Consider the following 18,211-nt stretch of genomic DNA (forward strand, 5'->3'; position numbering starts at 1 on the left):
TCAAATACCCAATAGTGCGCGAACAATGCCCTGCAGTTTACGGGTGAGCGGCCCAACCGGCCAGCTCATCGCAGCGCACCCACGCACCGGCCAAATGCCATAAACGCTGTTGCACACAAAGACTTCATCGGCCTGCTGTAACTGCTCAAGGCTGATGTCGGCCACGGCCACCGGGACGCCCAGGGTTTGCGCCTGGGCCAGAATCTCGGCGCGCATCACGCCGGCAACCCCACAACGATTCAGATCGGCGGTTAGTAACAAGCCGTTGCGCACCAGGAACAGGTTGCTGAATACGCCCTCGATGACGCGTCCAGACACATCCAGCATCAAGCCTTCGGCATGCTCGGCATCCTGCCACTCGGCGCGGGCGATCACCTGCTCCAGGCGATTGAGGTGCTTGAGGCCGGCCAGTAACGGCTGCTCAGCCAAGCGGGTAGCACAGGCAAACAGGCGGATGCCGTCGGCTGCATGGGCATTGGGATAGGTAGCGGGCGGACTGCCCTGCAAGATACGGCGCGCCGGGGCGCCAGGGGTGATGCCATAACCGCGCAGGCTGTCGCCACGGGTGAGGATCAATTTGAGAACGCCATCGCCGAGGGCGGCGGCAAAGGCCAGCACTTCGCTGCGGATCAGCTCCTGATCCGCAACCAAAGCGAGGCGCCTGCACCCCTCTTCGAGGCGTTGCAGGTGACGGTCGAGCAGCACAGGCTGCCCGGCCTTGACGGCGAGGGTCTCGAACAGCCCATCGCCATACGCCAGGCCACGATCTTTCAGAGGCACGCTGTCCGCTGGCTGACCGTCGACCCAGCTGTGCATCACTCGGCGAACCGGCGGAACACCAGGGAACCGTTGGTACCGCCAAACCCGAACGAGTTGGAGATTGTCACGTCGATCGGCATGGGCTGCGCTTCGTGAGGCACGAAGTTCAGGTCGCAGCCTTCGTCCGGCTCATCCAGGTTGATGGTCGGCGGAGCGACCTGATCCTTGATGGCCATGACGCTGAAGATCGCTTCAACCGCGCCCGCCGCGCCCAGCAAGTGGCCGGTCATGGACTTGGTGGAACTGACCGCCAGCTTGTACGCGTGCTCACCGAACACCGACTTGATGGCTTCGGCTTCCGCCAGGTCGCCCGTCGGGGTCGAGGTGCCGTGGGCATTGATGTACTGCACCTGGTCCGGGTTGACCTTCGCATCGCGCAGGGCGTTGGTGATGCAACGCGCAGCACCGGCACCGTCGGACGGTGGCGAGGTCATGTGGTAGGCGTCACCGCTCATGCCAAAGCCGATCAGCTCGGCGTAAATGGTGGCGCCACGCGCCTTGGCGTGTTCCAACTCTTCCAGCACCAGCGCACCGGCACCGTCGGACAATACGAAGCCATCACGGCCCTTGTCCCACGGACGGCTGGCACGGGTCGGCTCATCGTTGCGGGTCGACAGCGCACGGGACGCGCCGAAGCCGCCCATGCCCAGGCCGCAGGCCGCCATTTCGGCGCCGCCGGCGATCATCACGTCGGCTTCGTCATAGGCGATGTTGCGCGCCGCCATGCCAATGCAATGCGTACCGGTGGTGCAGGCGGTGGCAATGGCGTAGTTAGGTCCCTGTGCGCCCAAGTGGATGGACAGGAAACCGGAAATCATATTGATGATCGAACCCGGCACGAAGAACGGTGAAATTCGACGGGGGCCGGAATCGTGCAAGGTGCGGCTGGTTTCTTCGATATTGGTCAAACCGCCAATACCCGAACCCATGGCCACGCCGATGCGGTCACGGTTGGCGTCGGTGACTTCCAGGCCGGCGTTACGCACCGCCTGAAAACCGGCTGCCAGGCCGTATTGAATGAACAGGTCGAGTTTGCGGGACTCTTTTATCGAGAGATATTCCTCGACATTAAAACCCTTTACCGAGCCGCCAAAACGGGTGGAATAGGCAGAAAGGTCCGTGTGTTCGATCAGACCAATACCACTGCGGCCAGCCAGAATGCCCTGCCAACTGCTCGGCACATCCGTGCCCAGTGGCGACAACATACCCATACCGGTGACTACGACGCGTCTACGCGACACAGCACTCTCCTTTTTCTTGATGACGACACTTTGCATCAGAACCGACTTTTCATCAGCGCTTAAAGAAAAAACCGCACGCCGTTACAGCAGTGCGGTTTTTCCCTGACAGCAAGCGACGACTACAAACTATTACGCCTGGTGGCTAGTAACGTAGTCGATAGCAGCTTGAACAGTAGTGATTTTTTCAGCTTCTTCGTCCGGGATTTCGGTCTCGAATTCCTCTTCCAGAGCCATCACCAGCTCAACGGTGTCAAGGGAATCGGCACCCAGGTCTTCTACGAAGGAAGCAGTGTTGACCACTTCTTCTTCTTTAACGCCCAGTTGCTCGGCGACGATTTTCTTGACGCGCTCTTCGATGGTGCTCATACCTTGTTTAACTCCTAATGGACAAATTCAGGCAGCTGGCCAGTGGGTAAGTGTATAGAAAGCCATTTCAGCTTTTCAACTGAAAGCTTCACCCTGTACCCGGTCGGCCACCTGCCTATAAATTAAGTTGCAGCTTTATAACGGATTTTAGACAGCTCGTATGACATTTTTTTGAAGCGATCCGTCACAATTTAACTCATGTACATCCCGCCGTTCACCGGGATTGTAGCCCCAGTCACGTATGCCGCACCGTCAGATGCCAGGAAAGTGACCACATTCGCGATCTCTTGAGCCTGGCCCAGACGGCCCAGCGGAATCTGCGTCAGCAAGGCTTCACGCTGTGCTTCCGGCAGTTCGCGGGTCATATCGGTGTCGATGAACCCTGGGGCCACCGAGTTGACCGTAATCGACCGCGAGCCGACTTCACGCGCCAATGCACGACTGAAACCTTCCAGACCGGCCTTGGCGGCTGCATAGTTTACTTGGCCTGCGTTGCCCATGGCACCCACTACGGAGCCAATATTGATAATTCGGCCCCAACGCGCCTTGGTCATGCCACGCAAAACGCCCTTGGACAGGCGAAACAGACTGTTCAAGTTGGTATCGACCACGTCGTACCACTCGTCGTCTTTCATGCGCATCATCAGGTTATCGCGGGTGATACCGGCGTTATTCACCAGAATAGCCGGTGCGCCGAACTGTGCAGTGATCTCGGCCAATACCGCAGCCACGGACTCATCGCTGGTCACGTTCAGCTCAAGACCGGTGCCTTGCACGCCGTTTTCCTTCAGGGTCGCGGCGATACGCTCGGCGCCCGAGGCGGAAGTGGCGGTGCCGATCACAACGGCGCCCTGACGGCCCAGCTCCAGGGCGATCGCCTGGCCAATGCCACGGCTAGCGCCGGTGACCAGTGCAACTTTACCTTGCAGACTCATGCAGGCTTCTCCTAAGTTCGGGATCAGGGTTCAGGCCAGTGCCGCGCGAGCGGCAGCGAAGGCATCCGGGGTATTCAGGTTAGCGGTCGACACACCGTCGGCGCAGCGTTTGTTCAGGCCGGCCAGGACTTTGCCCGGGCCGCACTCGACCAGCTCGGTGGCGCCATTGGCAGCCAGGGTCTGGACCGACTCAACCCAGCGTACGGGCTTGTAGAGCTGTTCCAGCAGATCGCGCTTGAGGGTCTCGAGGTCGGCGGCCACTGCCGCGCTGACGTTCTGCACCAGCGGGATCTGCGGCGCCTGCCAGTTGATGGCGGCGATGGACTCGGCAAAACGCTCGGCCGCCGGGCGCATCAACTCGCAGTGCGATGGCACGCTCACCGGCAACGGCAATGCGCGCTTGGCGCCACGCGCCTTGCAGCCTTCGATGGCACGCTCAACGGCAGCCTTGGCACCGGCGATCACCACCTGGCCAGGGGAGTTGAAGTTCACTGCGCTGACGACCTCGCCTTGGGCCGCTTCGGCGCAGGCTTCGATCACCACGGCATCGTCCAGGCCCAGGATAGCGGCCATGCCGCCCTGCCCGGCCGGAACGGCTTCCTGCATCAGTTGACCACGACGCTCGACCAGCTTGACCGCTTCACCGAGGGTCAGGCTGCCCGCCGCCACCAGGGCGCTGTATTCGCCCAGGCTGTGACCGGCGACGAATGCCGGGCGCGCGCCGCCTTCCGCCAGCCACAAGCGCCACAAGGCGATCGAAGCGGTCAGGATGGCCGGTTGGGTTTTATCGGTTTGATTGAGTTGTTCTTCCGGCCCCTGCTGGGTCAGTGCCCACAGGTCGTAACCCAGGGCGTCGGAAGCTTCCTTGAAGGTGTCCAGGATCAATGGGTATTGCGCGCCCAGCTCGGCCAACATGCCGAGGGACTGCGAACCCTGCCCTGGAAAGACGAATGCGAGGGATGTAGACATGTAACAAGCCCCTAATGATCTGGTCGTCAAAAATGCGCACTCCTACGGTGGGAGCGCACGAAACTGACAGATTGGATGGTCAATTGAACTGGCCGGTCACATTTAAGCACTCCCGGGCCGATTCGCCTAAGGCAACAGATCCTCAAGACGCCCATGCAAGCGTTGCGGCAGGTTCTCCTGGATCTCGATCAAGGCCCGCGCAATCGCGCTTTGAAAGCCCTCGACGCCTGCCGAGCCATGACTTTTCACCACGATGCCCTGCAACCCCAGGAAACTCGCGCCATTATGCCGCGCCGGGGCCAGATCAGCCTGGAGGCGGCGCATCAACGGCAGCGCCAGGGCGCCCACCATGCGTGACACCAGATTCTGCCTGAACAACGCTTCGATACGCGTGGCGATCATGGTCGCCAGGCCTTCGCTGGATTTGAGCAGGATATTGCCGACAAAACCGTCGCACACCACCACGTCCGCCTCGCCACGGTACAAGCCATCACCTTCGATAAAACCGACGTAGTTCAGACCCCGCGCGCCTTGCAGCAAGGTGGCCGCCAGCTTGACCTGCTGGTTGCCCTTGATGTCTTCGGTGCCGATATTCAGCAAGGCCACCCGCGGGCGGGCTACGCCCAGCGCTTCGGCGGCCACCGAGCCCATCACGGCAAACTGGAACAGGTGCTCGGCACTGCAATCGACGTTGGCGCCCAAGTCCAGCAGTTGGCAATAACCTTTCTGCGTCGGAATCGCCGCCACCATCGCCGGCCGGTCGATGCCGGGCAGCGTCTTGAGCACATAACGCGACAATGCCATCAACGCCCCGGTGTTACCGGCGCTGACACAGGCCTGCACCTTGCCGTCGCGCAGCAACTCAAGGGCCACCCGCATTGACGAGTCGGGCTTGCCACGCAGGGCCGCCGCCGGCTTTTCATCCATACCGATGGTTTCGCTGGCCGCTGTAACCGTCAGGCGCGCGCGATCCACCGCCGGATGGCTGGCAATCAGTTCTTCAAGTAAGGAGGGTTGACCGACGAGGGTCAGGTGCAGCGAGGGTGTGGCGGACAGGCTGGCAATGCAGGCCTGAACAATGCTGCGGGGACCGAAGTCCCCGCCCATTGCGTCTATCGCGATGACTAGAGCAGACAAGTGATTACTCGTCAGCGCCCTTGTCGATCACTTTACGGCCACGGTATACGCCTTCTGGCGATACGTGGTGACGCAGGTGAACTTCACCGGTGGTCTTTTCTACGGACAGGGTGCTAGCCTCGAGAGCGTCGTGCGAACGACGCATGTCACGGGCGGAGCGGGATTTTTTGTTCTGCTGAACAGCCATAATTGATTAACTCCTAAACGTTTGGGTCACGCTTTAACTGCGCCAATACACTGAACGGGTTGGACCGCGTTACCTCGTCCTCGCTCGGTTCGGACTCGTCATCGAGCCCCTCCGGCTGCTGGCATTCTTCCGGATGATGAGCAGGCACAATGGGCAAGGCGAGCAGAAGCTCCTCCTCGATCAGTGCATGCAGATCCAATGGATCTTCGCCCAGTTCCAGCACGTCATAACCTTTCGGCAACGACTGGGTATTCGCACCCTCCTTCACCACGGCATAACTGCACTCGCTGTGGATCGGCAGGGTGACCAGCTCAAGACAACGCTGGCAAACCATTTTGACTTCGGTGTCGATAAAGCTGTGAATTACCACAGATTTACGTTCATCTCGTTCAAAAACGAATTTAGCCTGGACCGTACCGACGGTGTCGGAAAGCGGGTCGCAGAGTCTCTCCAAATCGGCCAACAGCAACTCACCTTGAAGGGAAGTGCCACGATCAGCCAATTTGCGCGGGTCAACGTGAGGTGGAATCGGGTCATTCAACATAGGCGCAGCATTATAGGGATGCACCCAGCCATGTCAAAGGAAATTCAGCCCTGTGCGTCAGCCGGTCACGCCGCTAGAATCCGCTGCCGCCCTGAGGAGACGCCCATGCTGCCTTTATTACTCGCATCCAGCTCGGTTTATCGCCGGGAATTGCTGAGCCGCCTGCACCTGCCGTTCATCTGCAGCTCGCCGGATATCGACGAAAGCCACCGTAAAAATGAATCCGCCGTCGAGCTGGTCAAGCGCCTGGCCGAACAAAAAGCCCGCGCCCTGGCCGCCAGTCATCCGGGGCATTTGATTATCGGCTCGGACCAGGTCGCCGCGCTGGAAGGCCGGATCATCGGCAAACCGCACACCTTCGAAAATGCTCGCGAACAGTTACTGGCTGCCAGCGGCAAACGCGTGAGTTTCCTCACCGGGCTGGCACTGCTGAACAGCGAGACAGGGCACTGCCAAGTCGACTGCGTAGCTTTTACAGTGCACATGCGCGAGCTGGACGCTGAGCGTATCGAGCGCTACCTGCGCATCGAGCAGCCGTATGACTGCGCGGGCAGCTTCAAGGCAGAGGGGCTGGGTGTGAGCCTGTTCCAGGGTACCGAAGGGCCGGACGCCACCAGCCTTGTCGGCTTACCGCTGATTCGCCTGGTAGACATGCTGCTGGCAGAGGGCGTGCAAATCCCCTAAGAACAGCACACAACCAAATGTGGAAGGGGGCTTCCCCCCTCCCACATTTGGAACTACACCAGGCTTGAGACTTCAGCGTAGCGTCGGGCCTTGGAAGCCCATGTACAGCGCCAGCTTCTCAGCCACACTCGAACCGAGTTTCTTGGAGAACCGATCAAACGGCGATTCCTCAACCGTGAAATCCACCAACTCCTTCTCGCCAATCACATCCCGCGCCACCGAACTGGCACTGCCCAGGCCGTCGATCAAGCCCAGCGGCAACGCCTGCTCGCCGGACCACACGAGCCCGGAGAACAGCTCCGGATGGTCTTTATCTTTCAGGCGATCGCCACGCCCTTGCTTCACGCTGGCGATGAACTGGCGATGAGTGGTGTCGAGCACGCCTTGCCAGAACTGGGTTTCATCAGCTTTTTGCGGCTGGAACGGATCAAGGAACGATTTGTGCTCACCCGAGGTGTAGGTGCGGCGCTCCACCCCCAGCTTCTCCATGGTGCCGACAAACCCATAACCGGCCGCCGTTACACCGATGGAACCCACCAGGCTGGCCTTGTCGGCATAGATCTGGTCAGCGGCGCTGGCAATGTAATAGGCACCCGAAGCACCCAGGTCGGAAATCACCGCGTACAGCTTGATATCCGGATGCAGGCCACGCAGACGGCGAATCTCGTCATACACATAACCCGACTGCACCGGGCTGCCGCCCGGACTGTTGATGCGCAGGATCACGCCCTTGACCTTGGGGTCCTCGAACGCGGCACGCAGGCTGCTGACGATGTTGTCGGCGCTGGCAGACTCCTTGTCGGCAATCACCCCGCGCACTTCGATCAGGGCGGTGTAGTGGGCGCCACGGGTCGCGCTTTTTTCCATGTCCATGAGCGGGCTGAACAACGCCAGCATGGCAATCAACCAGACAAATGTCAGCAGCTTGAAGAAAATCCCCCAACGCCGCGCACGACGCTGTTCCTGGACGCTGGCCAGGAGGGTTTTCTCCAGCAGCTTCCAGCTTTTGTCATCACCGTTTTCAGCCTTTTCGGGCGCTTTCCACTCGTCACTCATGCCATCAACCCCAGCAAAGACTTATTGGGCCCGGCTGAGCCAGGCCTGCAATTCGGAAAAATGATCAATCGTCAGCCTGGGCTCATAGCGCTGCAAGGCCTCGGCCGCCTGGGCGCCATAACTGACCGCCACACTGTCCATGCCAGCATTGCGCGCCATCATCAGGTCGAAGGAGGCATCCCCCACCATCAACGCCTGGCGTGGCGACACACCGCAGTGCGCCAGGATCTGCTCCAGCATCAGAGGATGAGGCTTACTGGCAGTTTCATCGGCGGCGCGGGTGATATCGAAATAATCTTCCCAACCGTGGGCCTTGAGCACCCGGTCCAGCCCGCGACGGGCCTTGCCGGTAGCGACCGCCAGGTGATAACCCTCGGCGCGGAACGCATCCAGCGACTGCACCACCCCCTCGAACAACGGCGAAGGCGTGGCCTCCAGGGCGATGTAGTGATCGGCGTAATGATCTCGGAATGCAACCAACTCAGCGTCGCTGATCTCGGGGTACAAGGTGCGAATGGCCTCAGGCAAGCCGAGCCCGATAATGCCCTTGACCGCGTGGTCAGTGCACAGCGCGAACCCCGAACGGGTCGACGCGGTGTGCATCGATTCGACGATCCGACCAATGGAATTACACAGGGTGCCGTCCCAATCGAAGATCAGCAGCTTGTAATCAGGGTGCGACACTCAAACGCTCCACGGTCTTGGCCCACATCTCATCGACCGGCGCCTGCAGCTTCAATTCGCCACCATCGGGCAGCGGCACGGTGAGCATGTAGGCGTGCAGGAACAGGCGCTTGCCGCCTAAATCACGGATTTCCTTGGAGAAACCCTCGTCGCCGTATTTGGTATCACCGGCGATGCAATGACCCGCATGCAAGGTGTGTACGCGAATCTGGTGGGTACGGCCGGTTACCGGCTTGGCCTCGACCATGGTGGCGAAGTCACCGAAGCGACGCAGCACCTTGAACAGGGTCAGGGCTTCTTTACCCTCCTCGTCCACCTCGACCATGCGCTCGCCGGAGCGCAGGTTGCTCTTCTGCAAGGGCGCGCGAACGCTTTTGATCGAGCTGGCCCAGTTGCCGCGCACCAGCGCCATGTAGCGCTTGTCTACGCCATCGCCACGCAGGGCGGTGTGCAAATGACGCAACATGCTGCGTTTCTTGGCGATCATCAGCAGGCCGGAGGTGTCACGGTCCAGGCGATGGACCAATTCCAGCTCCTTGGCGTCCGGACGCAACTGACGAAAGGCTTCGATCACGCCGAAATTCAGGCCACTGCCGCCGTGAACCGCAATACCGCAGGGCTTGTTGATCACGATCAGCTTGTTGTCTTCGAAGACAATCGACGCCTCAAGGCGCTGCAACAGACCTTGGGCCAGCGGGACAGGTTCATCACGCTCAGGCACGCGCACCGGCGGCACACGGACGATATCGCCCGCCTGCAACTTGTACTCGGGCTTGATCCGGCCCTTGTTCACCCGCACTTCACCTTTACGCAAGATGCGGTAGATCAAGGTCTTGGGCACGCCTTTGAGCCTGGCCAGGAGAAAATTATCGATGCGTTGGCCGGCATATTCCGGCGAGACCTCGAGCAGCTGGACGCTGGGGGTCTGGGGGGCGGTAGTCGTCATGGCGGCGATGATAACAATTTTTTATGGAATTGAAGCACTTAATCATTGCTGCTATAGTCGCGAACGCCGCCAAAAGCGGCCTGGACAGAGGACTTGCGGCAAATTGCCGGCCCTGACCATCGCAATTCATCAGGACGCGAGGCCGTCCTACGGGGCTTTCGCCACCTTGGAAGGCTCGGGATTGTAACAAGCGCAGGTGACATGAGGCCTGAAGCGAGTGCAGTACGCAGAGTGATTACTCGCGTTTTGCGCCGATATTTACGGCCAGTTCACAAAGTGCAGTCAGTCTTGAGCCACACCATGGCGAATGCTTCGGAAACAACGCCTGTTAAGAGCTGAGTGAGAGCGCGATCGCCCACACCTAGTCTTGTTTAGCCATGAGCGTGGACTCCCCATTGGAGTACACGGTAAATGCCAACCCGCTGCGGATTCTGCGCGCGGCAGCACCCGAATTATCAGGGATACGTGTAGGGTGGAGATGCACAACCGTCGGACCGTGTAGCACTAGGCTTATATTTAGACGCTTCATCTCGTCCACAGTCGCCGGTTGATTCCTCCTCCTGACCTTAGCTTTTGTTGAAGTGGTGCCTTTGTCACCACCGCTAACAAGCAGGACGCGTCCGTCGCGATACCGGCCCAATTGGCCTGTTATTGCTGGACACTGGAGTGGCCAACCACTCTTGACGCACCTGACACCGACCGTGAGAAGTCGTGTGTGCCGAACGCCGTTTCCGGCAGCCCGGAAACCGACGGTACAACATGAAAAGAATGCTGATTAACGCAACTCAACCCGAAGAGTTGCGTGTTGCACTGGTAGATGGCCAACGCCTCTACGACCTGGACATCGAATCCGGTGCACGCGAGCAGAAGAAGGCCAATATCTATAAAGGCCGTATTACTCGCATCGAACCAAGCCTTGAGGCTGCCTTTGTCGATTTCGGCTCCGAGCGCCACGGCTTCCTGCCCCTCAAAGAAATCTCCCGCGAATACTTCAAGAAAGCACCTGAAGGCCGCGTGAACATCAAGGACGTCCTGAGCGAAGGCCAGGAAGTCATCGTTCAGGTCGAAAAAGAAGAACGTGGCAACAAGGGCGCAGCCCTGACCACCTTCATCAGCCTGGCAGGCCGTTACCTGGTCCTGATGCCGAACAACCCACGTGCCGGCGGTATTTCCCGTCGCATCGAAGGCGAAGAGCGCAACGAACTGCGTGAAGCGCTGAACGGCCTGATCGCACCGGCCGACATGGGCCTGATCGTTCGCACTGCCGGCCTGGGCCGCAGCAGCGAAGAAATGCAGTGGGACCTCGACTACCTGCTGCAACTATGGACCGCCATCAAAGAAGCGTCCCTGGATCGTTCCGCGCCGTTCCTGATCTACCAGGAAAGCAACGTGATCATCCGCGCCATCCGCGATTACCTGCGCCAGGACATCGGCGAAGTGCTGATCGACAGCGTTGAAGCACAGGACGAAGCCCTGACCTTCATCCGCCAGGTCATGCCGCAGTACGCCAGCAAGATCAAGCTGTACGAAGACAGCGTCCCGCTGTTCAACCGTTTCCAGATCGAAAGCCAGATCGAGACCGCCTTCCAGCGCGTGGTCGAACTGCCTTCCGGTGGCTCCATTGTGATCGACCCGACCGAAGCCCTGGTGTCCATCGACATCAACTCGGCGCGCGCCACTAAAGGTAGCGACATCGAAGAAACCGCCCTGCAGACCAACCTGGAAGCGGCTGAAGAAATCGCCCGCCAGCTGCGCCTGCGCGACATCGGCGGCCTGATCGTGATCGACTTCATCGACATGACCCCCGCCAAGAACCAGCGCGCCGTGGAAGAGAAAGTCCGCGAATGCCTGGAAGCTGACCGTGCCCGCGTACAGGTTGGCCGCATCTCGCGCTTCGGCCTGCTGGAAATGTCCCGTCAACGCCTGCGTCCGTCCCTGGGCGAAAGCAGCGGCATCGTCTGCCCGCGTTGCAACGGCACCGGCATCATCCGTGACGTCGAGTCGCTGTCCCTGGCGATCCTGCGCCTGATCGAAGAAGAAGCCCTGAAAGACCGCACCGCCGAAGTCCGCGCACAAGTGCCGATCCCGGTCGCCGCGTTCCTGCTCAACGAAAAACGCAACTCGATCACCAAGATCGAACTGCGCACCCGTGCCCGTATCGTGATCCTGCCGAACGATCACCTCGAGACGCCGCACTTCGAAGTGCAGCGCCTGCGTGATGACAGCCCGGAAGCCCACAGCGGCCAGTCCAGCTATGAAATCGCCGCTGCCGCCGCCGAAGTGGAAGAAGTCCAGCCGGCCGCTGCGACCCGCACCCTGGTTCGCCAGGAAGCCGCTGTGAAGACCGCCCCTGCCCGCGCCAACGCACCGGTGCCGACTGAAGTGGCTGCACCGGCTGCCGCACCGGCCGCCCTGCCTGAGCCAAGCCTGTTCAAGGGCCTGGTGAAGTCGCTGGTCAGCCTGTTCGCGACCAAGGAAGAGCCCGTTGCTCCGGTGGTGGTTGAAAAACCTGCCACCGAACGCCCGGCGCGCAACGAAGAGCGTCGCAACGGTCGCCAGCAGAGCCGTAACCGTAACGGTCGCCGTGACGAAGAACGCAAGCCTCGCGAAGAACGTGCACCGCGTGAAGAACGCGCGCCACGTGAAGAGCGTGCGCCTCGCGAAGCCCGTGAAGAAACCCCGACCGTAGCCCGTGAAGAACGCGCACCGCGTGAAGAGCGTGCACCACGCACCCCACGTGCTCCGCGTGAAGATCGCAAGCCACGTGGCGAGCGTGAAGAACGTGTGCGTGAACTGCGCGAGCCGCTGGATGCCGCTCCTGCCGTCGCCGCCGAAGCCGTCAGCGAAGAACGCCCGGCTCGCCAGCCGCGTGAAGAACGCGCGCCACGTGAAGAACGCCAACCTCGCGCTCCGCGTGAAGAGCGTCAACCACGTGCCGAGCAAGCTGCTGCCGCCGCCAGCGAAGAAGAAGTACTGACCGGCGAAGAGCAACCGCAGGAAGACGGTCAGGAAGGCGCCGAAGGCGATCGTCCACGCCGCCGCTCCCGTGGCCAGCGTCGTCGCAGCAACCGTCGTGAGCGTCAGCGTGATGCCAACGGCAACGTGATCGAAGGCTCGGAAGAGACCGGCGAAAACGCAGAAGCCGCTACCAGCGAACCGACGGGCGCCGAACTGGCTGCCGGCCTGGCTGTTACCGCTGCCGTTGCCAGCTCGGTCATCAGCGCACCTGCTGAAGCCCAGGCCCACGAGCAGGCTGAGCGCGCTACTGCTGCTGTCGAAGAGACCGTCATCGCAGAAACACCTGTTGCCGAGACGCCAATCGTTGAAGCACCTGCTGTTGAAGCATCGGTTGCTGAAGCGCCAGTTGTAGAAGCGCCGGCTGTCGAAGCCACCACCCCAATCGAAGCGCCGGTTGTGCCGGAAGTGGAAGTTGTTCCGGAAGTAGAAGTTGCTCCGGTTCAAGAAGCCCAGCCAGAAGTTGAAGTGGCAGCGGTTGAAGAAGCACCGGCGATTGAACCTCAGCCAGTGACTGAAACAGTCGTTGAAGCTCCGGTTGTCGAGGCGGCTCCAGAAGTTCGTGAAGTTCGTGAAGAACAGACCGCCTTCCAATGGACTGCCGAGCCTGCCGCGCCGGTTGAAGCGCCAGAACCTGCCCCAGTGGTAGAAGACGCGCCGGCACCGGTTGCCGAAGTCGTGGTTGCCGAGCCAGCCCCCGTGGTTGAGCCTGCTCCGGTCGTTGAACCTGCACCCGTGGTTGAAGCGCCGGTGGTTGCCGAAGTTGCCGCGCCAGTGGTTGAAGCAGCACCGGTCAGTGCCCTGACCGAAAACGGCCGTGCCCCGAACGACCCACGTGAAGTGCGTCGTCGTCGCAAGGAAGCTGAAGCCGCTGCAGCGGCTGCAGCGGCTGCCGCAGCACAGGAAGCAGAGCAAGAGAGCAAACCTCTCGTCTGATTCCGTCAGCAATTAAAAAGCCCCGCCTGAGTGATCAGGCGGGGCTTTTTATTGAGTGCCAGACACTGAGTTTCCGGCCTGGAATACAGCCAGCACCTACAGCTAGAGTGGGGAGAAATTCAACGACTGCGGCAGGTCGACGTCCCAGAGCACGCCCGGATCATCAACAGGTACTTCAAGCAGCGTCGCCTGCGCAAACAACGGCTTGGCCCCGCGATCACCGGTCAGTTCCATCAGCCCTGGCCGAAATGCCTGGCTGAACGCGACAGGATGCCCATATTGCCCATCCTGTACCGGCACACTAATACACCCTTCCTCCAGCCCATCAATCACCTGTTCAATGCTCGATGCCCGAATAAACGGCATATCCCCCAGCAGCACCAACCAGCCTTCCGACTCACCGCTGGCCGCAACCGCCGCCGCAAGGCTGTCACCCATGCCGGCCGAGCGCAGCAGCAACACCTTGCAACCGTAGGCCTCTGCCAGACGAATCACTTCAAGCCGATCTGGTGAAGTCACCACCCAGCGCTCAACCACATTGCCCGGCAAATTCACCAGCACCTGCTCGATCACCGGCCGCGCCACACCATCCAAACCCACACAATCGGCCAGCAACTTATCCTGGCCAGCCCCCGCCACAGCGCGGAAACGACTGCCCTGCCCCGCCGCGAGCACTATCGCAGTGACTGTCACTGCGCCACCACCGGCAACGGCTTTTTCTGCATCGGCGCCACGCCATTCTTGATCGCGACAATTTCCGCCATCAGCGACAACGCGATCTCCGACGGGGTGTGACTGCCGATATGCAAACCAATCGGCCCATGCAAACGTGCGATGGCCTCGGCAGACAACCCCAGCGCGGCGAGGTTTTCCCGACGTTTCTGGCTGTTGACCCGTGAACCCAGCGCGCCAATGTAGAACGCCGAGGAATTCAACGCCGTCAGCAACGCCATATCGTCCAGGCGCGGATCATGGGTGAGGCAGACGATGGCAGTGCGTTCATCCGTTTGGATATTCAGCACGGCCTCATCAGGCATGCCCGGTACGAACCGGCCGTGCTGCTCTTCCCAACCGTAGACGAACTCGTCGCGCGGGTCGCAGATGAGCACTTCGAAATCCAGCAAGCGCGCCATCTCTGCCACATAGCGGGACAGCTGCCCGGCGCCGATCAGCAGCAAGCGCCAGCGCGGACCATAAATGGCCCGCAGGCGCTCGCCGTCGAAGGTGACTGCATCGGTCTTGCTTACGCTGCTCAAGGTCACGTCACCGCTGGCCAGGTCAAGCTCACGCGCGACGATCTGATGATCTTCACACCGCGCCAAAAGCTCCAACACCCACGCCCAGTCGCCCACACGCTCTTCGGTCAAGCGCAAGGTGCCGCCACACGGCAGGCCAAAACGCGCGGCCTCATCACGGGTAACGCCATAGGTCACTAACTGGACCGGCGGCCCATCGGCAGGCAAGCGCCCATCCTGTAGGCGCGCAATCAAGTCGTCCTCGATGCAGCCGCCCGACACCGAGCCGATCACCACACCATCGCCCCTCAGCGCCAGCATGGCGCCCGGTGGACGCGGGGCACTGCCCCACGTCTGAACGACGCTGTACAACACGACTTGCTGCCCGGCGCGGCGCCACTCGAGCACGCTGCGCAGGACATTCAAATCCACACTGTCCACAAAACCTCCTGCAAGCGTTAAAAGCGATTTACTTACTGTAAAACAAAAGACCCAAAGTGACGCGCCAGAAACGCAAACGCCCCGAACCAGTCGGGGCGTTTGTGCGTTGCGGTCGGCGTTAGTTCACGCCATCAGCGATTTACTTGACCACGGGTGCAGGGCCTTCGGCCACGCCCAGGTCATCGATTTCGCGGGTTTCCGAGATACCGGTACCGCCAGACGCCAGCTCGCTTTGCAGCTTGTCGGTGTCCAGTTCCTTGACCCACTTGGCCACAACGATGGTGGCAACGGCGTTACCCACCAGGTTAGTCAGCGCACGGGCTTCGGACATGAAGCGGTCGATACCCAGGATCAGCGCCAGGCCGGCAACCGGCAGGTGGCCTACGGCCGACAGGGTCGCTGCCAGTACGATGAAGCCCGAACCGGTCACGCCTGCAGCGCCTTTGGAGGACAGCAGCAGCACCAGCAGCAGGGTGATCTGGTGGGTGATGTCCATGTGGGTGTCAGTCGCCTGGGCGATGAACACGGCAGCCATGGTCAGGTAGATCGACGTACCGTCGAGGTTGAACGAGTAGCCAGTCGGGATCACCAGGCCAACGACGGATTTCTTAGCGCCCAGACGCTCCATCTTGATCAGCATGCGTGGCAATGCGGATTCGGAAGACGAAGTACCCAGAACGATCAGCAGTTCTTCACGGATGTAGCGGATCAGTTTGATCACGCTGAAACCGTGGGCGCGGCAGATACCGCCCAGCACCACCAGTACGAACAGCAGGCAGGTGATGTAGAAGCAGATCATCAGCTGGCCCAGTTGCACCAGGGAACCTACACCGTAGGCGCCGATGGTGAACGCCATGGCGCCCAGGGCACCGATTGGCGCGAGCTTCATGATCATGTTGATGATGTTGAACATCACGTGGGCGAAGCGATCGATGAAGTCCAGGACCGGCTTGCCGTAGGCACCCAGGCGATGCAGGGCGAAACCGAAGATCACCGAGAACATCAGCACTTGCAGGATGTCGCCGTTGGCGAAGGCGCCGACGATGGTGTTAGGGATCACGTTGAGGATAAAGCCGACGATGCTCTGGTCTTTACCGGCAGTGACATAGGCCGCTACTTTGGAGGCGTCCAGGGTCGCTACGTCGATGTGCATGCCGGCGCCCGGTTGCACAACGTTGACCACGATCAAGCCGATCAACAGCGCGACGGTGGAAACGATTTCGAAGTAGAGCAGCGCGTAGCCGCCGGTTTTGCCGACCGATTTCATGCTTTGCATGCCAGCGATACCGCTGACAACGGTGCAGAAGATGATCGGGGCGATGACCATTTTGATCAGTTTGATGAACCCGTCACCCAGTGGCTTGAGGGCCACACCGGTCTCCGGGTAGAAGTGACCGAGCAAAATACCGATAACGATGGCAACGATCACCTGGAAATACAGGGATTTGTAGATTGGCTGACGAGTCGTCATTGCAAAGTTCCTCAATCGTCCCGTGTGGCAAATATCCGCCATTGCCCACGACACTTGAATTGCGAACCCTCCTGCACTGGAGGGATTTGTTGTTTGCGAGGTCTGTAGGTCCAGCCTGCGCTGTCATCCTTATCGCAAACGCCGTGCCACTTTGCTGAAAAACCTTAAAGGCCTTTAGACATCAGGGCTTGGGGTTTGCAGACGCCTTCCTAAGCGCCGCAACACGTGGCGGATTTCCGCCGCCCCGTTCAATCCCGTCCTACAATTTGGCGGATATCCGCCTTGTGACCCTCTGCAGTGATGGCTACCATCCGTCCTTCCATGGACGAGGCCTGCGCATGCGTGAACGTACCATCGCCAGTCATTACGCCCGGGCAGCCCTCGGCGGGGCGCGACGGGCCGGTTACGACTATTCAGGGCTGCTGCAACAGGTAGGCATCACCCCGGAACTGTTGACCGAACCCCGCGCCCGCATTGCGCCGGAGCAATTTACCCGGCTGCTGCAAATGCTCTGGCTGGCGCTGGACGACGAATACCTGGGCTTCGCTGAAGGCCCGAGCAAACGCGGGACCTTCGCCATGATGTGCCACGCGCTGATCCACTGCCGCACCTTGGAGAAGGCTCTGGAACGCGGCTTACTATTTTATAGCCTATTCCCACAGGGACCGCGCTGGCAGCTGACACGCGAAGGCGATATGGCGCGCTTGAGCCTGGACGATTCGACGCTGTGGGACCCGGATCACTTTCTCAGCGAATGCCTGCTGGTGATCTGGCATCGCTTGGGCAGCTGGCTGATAGGCCAGCGTATCCGGCTGCATGAGTCCACCTTCAGCTACCCGATGCCGGCTCACGCCAGCGAATACGACCTGCTCTTTCCCTGTACCCAGGTGTTTGGTGCACCGACGAGCAGCCTGGTGTTTCATAGCCGCTACCTGAGCCTGCCGCTGTTGCAGGACGAACGCACACTCAAGCACTTCCTAGAGCGCTCACCCGCCGACTTGCTGTCCCGGCCGGATGAAGGCGACAGCTTGAGCAGCCAGTTACGCCGCTTGCTGAGTCGCGACCGCACCTCCTGGCCCGACCTGGAAGCCGTCGCCCAGCATTTGCACATCAGCCCCCAGACCCTACGCCGGCATTTACGCGAAGAAGGCAACAGTTTTCAGGCGCTCAAGGATGAGCTGCGGCGGGACATCGCCATCTATCATTTGGGCCGGGAGGATTTGTCATTGCAGGCGATTGCCGAGCAGTTGGGTTTTTCCGAACCGTCGGCGTTTCATCGGGCGTTCAAGAAGTGGACGGGGTTGACGCCGGGGGCGTATCGCGCGCAGGAGAGTTAGAGGGGCAGCGCCTGGACTGGCGGTATCGGGGGCAAGCCCCCTCCCACCTTTGAACGTGTTCACACATTAATAATGTGGGAGGGGGCTTGAACTGGCCTAATGATTTTGGACACTTCAATCGGGCGCTATGATAGCGCCCAAATCTGAGGTGTTTGGATATGCGTAAATCTTATTCGAGTGAGTTCAAGCTCAAGGCTGCCAGCATGGT

General features: G+C 60.4%; 17 protein-coding genes. 3 read left to right on the plus strand and 14 right to left on the minus strand.

Translation table 11 applies throughout. From position 1 onward, the window contains the following. The 8 genes from pabC to QCBJ_RS12945 form a co-directional block, all read right to left on the minus strand. Positions 1-816, minus strand: a complete 816-nt coding sequence (pabC, locus tag QCBJ_RS12910; protein WP_102060958.1) for an aminodeoxychorismate lyase — start codon at positions 814-816, stop codon at positions 1-3. Further along, entirely contained in the window at positions 816-2,060 is a 1,245-nt protein-coding gene (fabF, locus tag QCBJ_RS12915; protein WP_015885431.1) for a beta-ketoacyl-ACP synthase II, read from the minus strand. Before fabF ends, pabC begins: the two co-directional genes overlap by 1 nt. A gap of 129 nt (positions 2,061-2,189) precedes the next feature. Then, complete coding sequence (gene acpP, locus QCBJ_RS12920; RefSeq protein WP_003175607.1) at positions 2,190-2,426, minus strand: acyl carrier protein; 237 nt, start codon at positions 2,424-2,426, stop codon at positions 2,190-2,192. A gap of 191 nt (positions 2,427-2,617) precedes the next feature. Next, positions 2,618-3,361 carry a 3-oxoacyl-ACP reductase FabG gene (fabG, locus tag QCBJ_RS12925; RefSeq protein ID WP_015885432.1) on the minus strand — a complete coding sequence of 248 codons (744 nt, stop codon included), beginning with the start codon at positions 3,359-3,361 and terminating at the stop codon, positions 2,618-2,620. A gap of 30 nt (positions 3,362-3,391) precedes the next feature. Further along, on the minus strand, positions 3,392-4,330 hold the full coding sequence (gene fabD / locus QCBJ_RS12930) for an ACP S-malonyltransferase (RefSeq protein WP_015885433.1): 939 nt from the start codon (positions 4,328-4,330) through the stop codon (positions 3,392-3,394). Between the two features lie 126 nt (positions 4,331-4,456). Next, on the minus strand, positions 4,457-5,467 hold the full coding sequence (plsX, locus tag QCBJ_RS12935; protein ID WP_015885434.1) for a phosphate acyltransferase PlsX: 1,011 nt from the start codon (positions 5,465-5,467) through the stop codon (positions 4,457-4,459). A gap of 4 nt (positions 5,468-5,471) precedes the next feature. After that, positions 5,472-5,654 (minus strand): 50S ribosomal protein L32, encoded by a 183-nt coding sequence (rpmF, locus tag QCBJ_RS12940; protein WP_003179396.1) that lies wholly within the window; start codon positions 5,652-5,654, stop codon positions 5,472-5,474. Positions 5,655-5,667: 13 nt separating this feature from the next. Next, positions 5,668-6,198 carry a YceD family protein gene (locus QCBJ_RS12945; protein ID WP_015885435.1) on the minus strand — a complete coding sequence of 177 codons (531 nt, stop codon included), beginning with the start codon at positions 6,196-6,198 and terminating at the stop codon, positions 5,668-5,670. Between the two features lie 105 nt (positions 6,199-6,303). Between QCBJ_RS12945 and QCBJ_RS12950 the strand changes: the two genes are divergently transcribed. Further along, positions 6,304-6,882, plus strand: a complete 579-nt coding sequence (locus QCBJ_RS12950) for a nucleoside triphosphate pyrophosphatase (protein ID WP_102060959.1) — start codon at positions 6,304-6,306, stop codon at positions 6,880-6,882. A gap of 72 nt (positions 6,883-6,954) precedes the next feature. Here the strand turns inward: QCBJ_RS12950 and QCBJ_RS12955 are convergent, their stop codons facing one another. The 3 genes from QCBJ_RS12955 to rluC are packed head-to-tail and all read right to left on the minus strand — an operon-like array spanning position 6,955 to position 9,568. Continuing rightward, positions 6,955-7,938: a S49 family peptidase gene (locus tag QCBJ_RS12955; protein WP_015885437.1), complete on the minus strand. Its 984-nt coding sequence runs from the start codon at positions 7,936-7,938 to the stop codon at positions 6,955-6,957. Positions 7,939-7,959: 21 nt separating this feature from the next. Beyond that, complete coding sequence (locus QCBJ_RS12960) at positions 7,960-8,622, minus strand: HAD-IA family hydrolase (RefSeq protein ID WP_102060960.1); 663 nt, start codon at positions 8,620-8,622, stop codon at positions 7,960-7,962. Further along, a complete protein-coding gene (gene rluC / locus QCBJ_RS12965; RefSeq protein ID WP_015885439.1) occupies positions 8,609-9,568 on the minus strand; it encodes a 23S rRNA pseudouridine(955/2504/2580) synthase RluC in 960 nt (319 codons plus the stop codon). The genes QCBJ_RS12960 and rluC overlap by 14 nt, the downstream gene beginning before the upstream one ends. A gap of 759 nt (positions 9,569-10,327) precedes the next feature. Here rluC and rne point away from each other — a divergent pair. After that, on the plus strand, positions 10,328-13,519 hold the full coding sequence (gene rne, locus QCBJ_RS12975) for a ribonuclease E (RefSeq protein ID WP_177410661.1): 3,192 nt from the start codon (positions 10,328-10,330) through the stop codon (positions 13,517-13,519). Between the two features lie 102 nt (positions 13,520-13,621). On the opposite strand, the gene QCBJ_RS12980 is transcribed toward rne, so the two are convergent. The 3 genes from QCBJ_RS12980 to QCBJ_RS12990 all read right to left on the minus strand — a co-directional run bounded on the left by QCBJ_RS12980 (position 13,622) and on the right by QCBJ_RS12990 (position 16,666). Next, positions 13,622-14,212, minus strand: a complete 591-nt coding sequence (locus tag QCBJ_RS12980; RefSeq protein WP_102060962.1) for an NTP transferase domain-containing protein — start codon at positions 14,210-14,212, stop codon at positions 13,622-13,624. Further along, positions 14,209-15,195 (minus strand): XdhC family protein, encoded by a 987-nt coding sequence (locus QCBJ_RS12985; protein ID WP_102060963.1) that lies wholly within the window; start codon positions 15,193-15,195, stop codon positions 14,209-14,211. The genes QCBJ_RS12980 and QCBJ_RS12985 overlap by 4 nt, the downstream gene beginning before the upstream one ends. A gap of 139 nt (positions 15,196-15,334) precedes the next feature. Beyond that, entirely contained in the window at positions 15,335-16,666 is a 1,332-nt protein-coding gene (locus QCBJ_RS12990) for a dicarboxylate/amino acid:cation symporter (RefSeq protein WP_015885443.1), read from the minus strand. Positions 16,667-17,004: 338 nt separating this feature from the next. On the opposite strand from QCBJ_RS12990, the gene QCBJ_RS12995 reads away from it, so the two are divergent. After that, positions 17,005-18,003 (plus strand): AraC family transcriptional regulator, encoded by a 999-nt coding sequence (locus QCBJ_RS12995; RefSeq protein ID WP_102060964.1) that lies wholly within the window; start codon positions 17,005-17,007, stop codon positions 18,001-18,003. The last annotated feature ends 208 nt before the right edge of the window (positions 18,004-18,211 follow it).

Origin of the sequence: Pseudomonas sp. QC2 (assembly GCF_002859085.1) — a bacterium.
Lineage (GTDB): Bacteria > Pseudomonadota > Gammaproteobacteria > Pseudomonadales > Pseudomonadaceae > Aquipseudomonas > Aquipseudomonas petroselini.

Coding starts and splice junctions, on each gene's coding strand:
- pabC (WP_102060958.1), bottom strand. CDS start 816: ATGCACAGCTGGGTCGACGGTCAGCCAGCGGACAGCGTGCCTCTGAAA.
- acpP (WP_003175607.1), bottom strand. CDS start 2,426: ATGAGCACCATCGAAGAGCGCGTCAAGAAAATCGTCGCCGAGCAACTG.
- fabG (WP_015885432.1), bottom strand. CDS start 3,361: ATGAGTCTGCAAGGTAAAGTTGCACTGGTCACCGGCGCTAGCCGTGGC.
- fabD (WP_015885433.1), bottom strand. CDS start 4,330: ATGTCTACATCCCTCGCATTCGTCTTTCCAGGGCAGGGTTCGCAGTCC.
- rpmF (WP_003179396.1), bottom strand. CDS start 5,654: ATGGCTGTTCAGCAGAACAAAAAATCCCGCTCCGCCCGTGACATGCGT.
- QCBJ_RS12945 (WP_015885435.1), bottom strand. CDS start 6,198: ATGTTGAATGACCCGATTCCACCTCACGTTGACCCGCGCAAATTGGCT.
- QCBJ_RS12950 (WP_102060959.1), top strand. CDS start 6,304: ATGCTGCCTTTATTACTCGCATCCAGCTCGGTTTATCGCCGGGAATTG.
- QCBJ_RS12955 (WP_015885437.1), bottom strand. CDS start 7,938: ATGAGTGACGAGTGGAAAGCGCCCGAAAAGGCTGAAAACGGTGATGAC.
- rluC (WP_015885439.1), bottom strand. CDS start 9,568: ATGACGACTACCGCCCCCCAGACCCCCAGCGTCCAGCTGCTCGAGGTC.
- rne (WP_177410661.1), top strand. CDS start 10,328: ATGAAAAGAATGCTGATTAACGCAACTCAACCCGAAGAGTTGCGTGTT.
- QCBJ_RS12990 (WP_015885443.1), bottom strand. CDS start 16,666: ATGACGACTCGTCAGCCAATCTACAAATCCCTGTATTTCCAGGTGATC.
- QCBJ_RS12995 (WP_102060964.1), top strand. CDS start 17,005: ATGCGTGAACGTACCATCGCCAGTCATTACGCCCGGGCAGCCCTCGGC.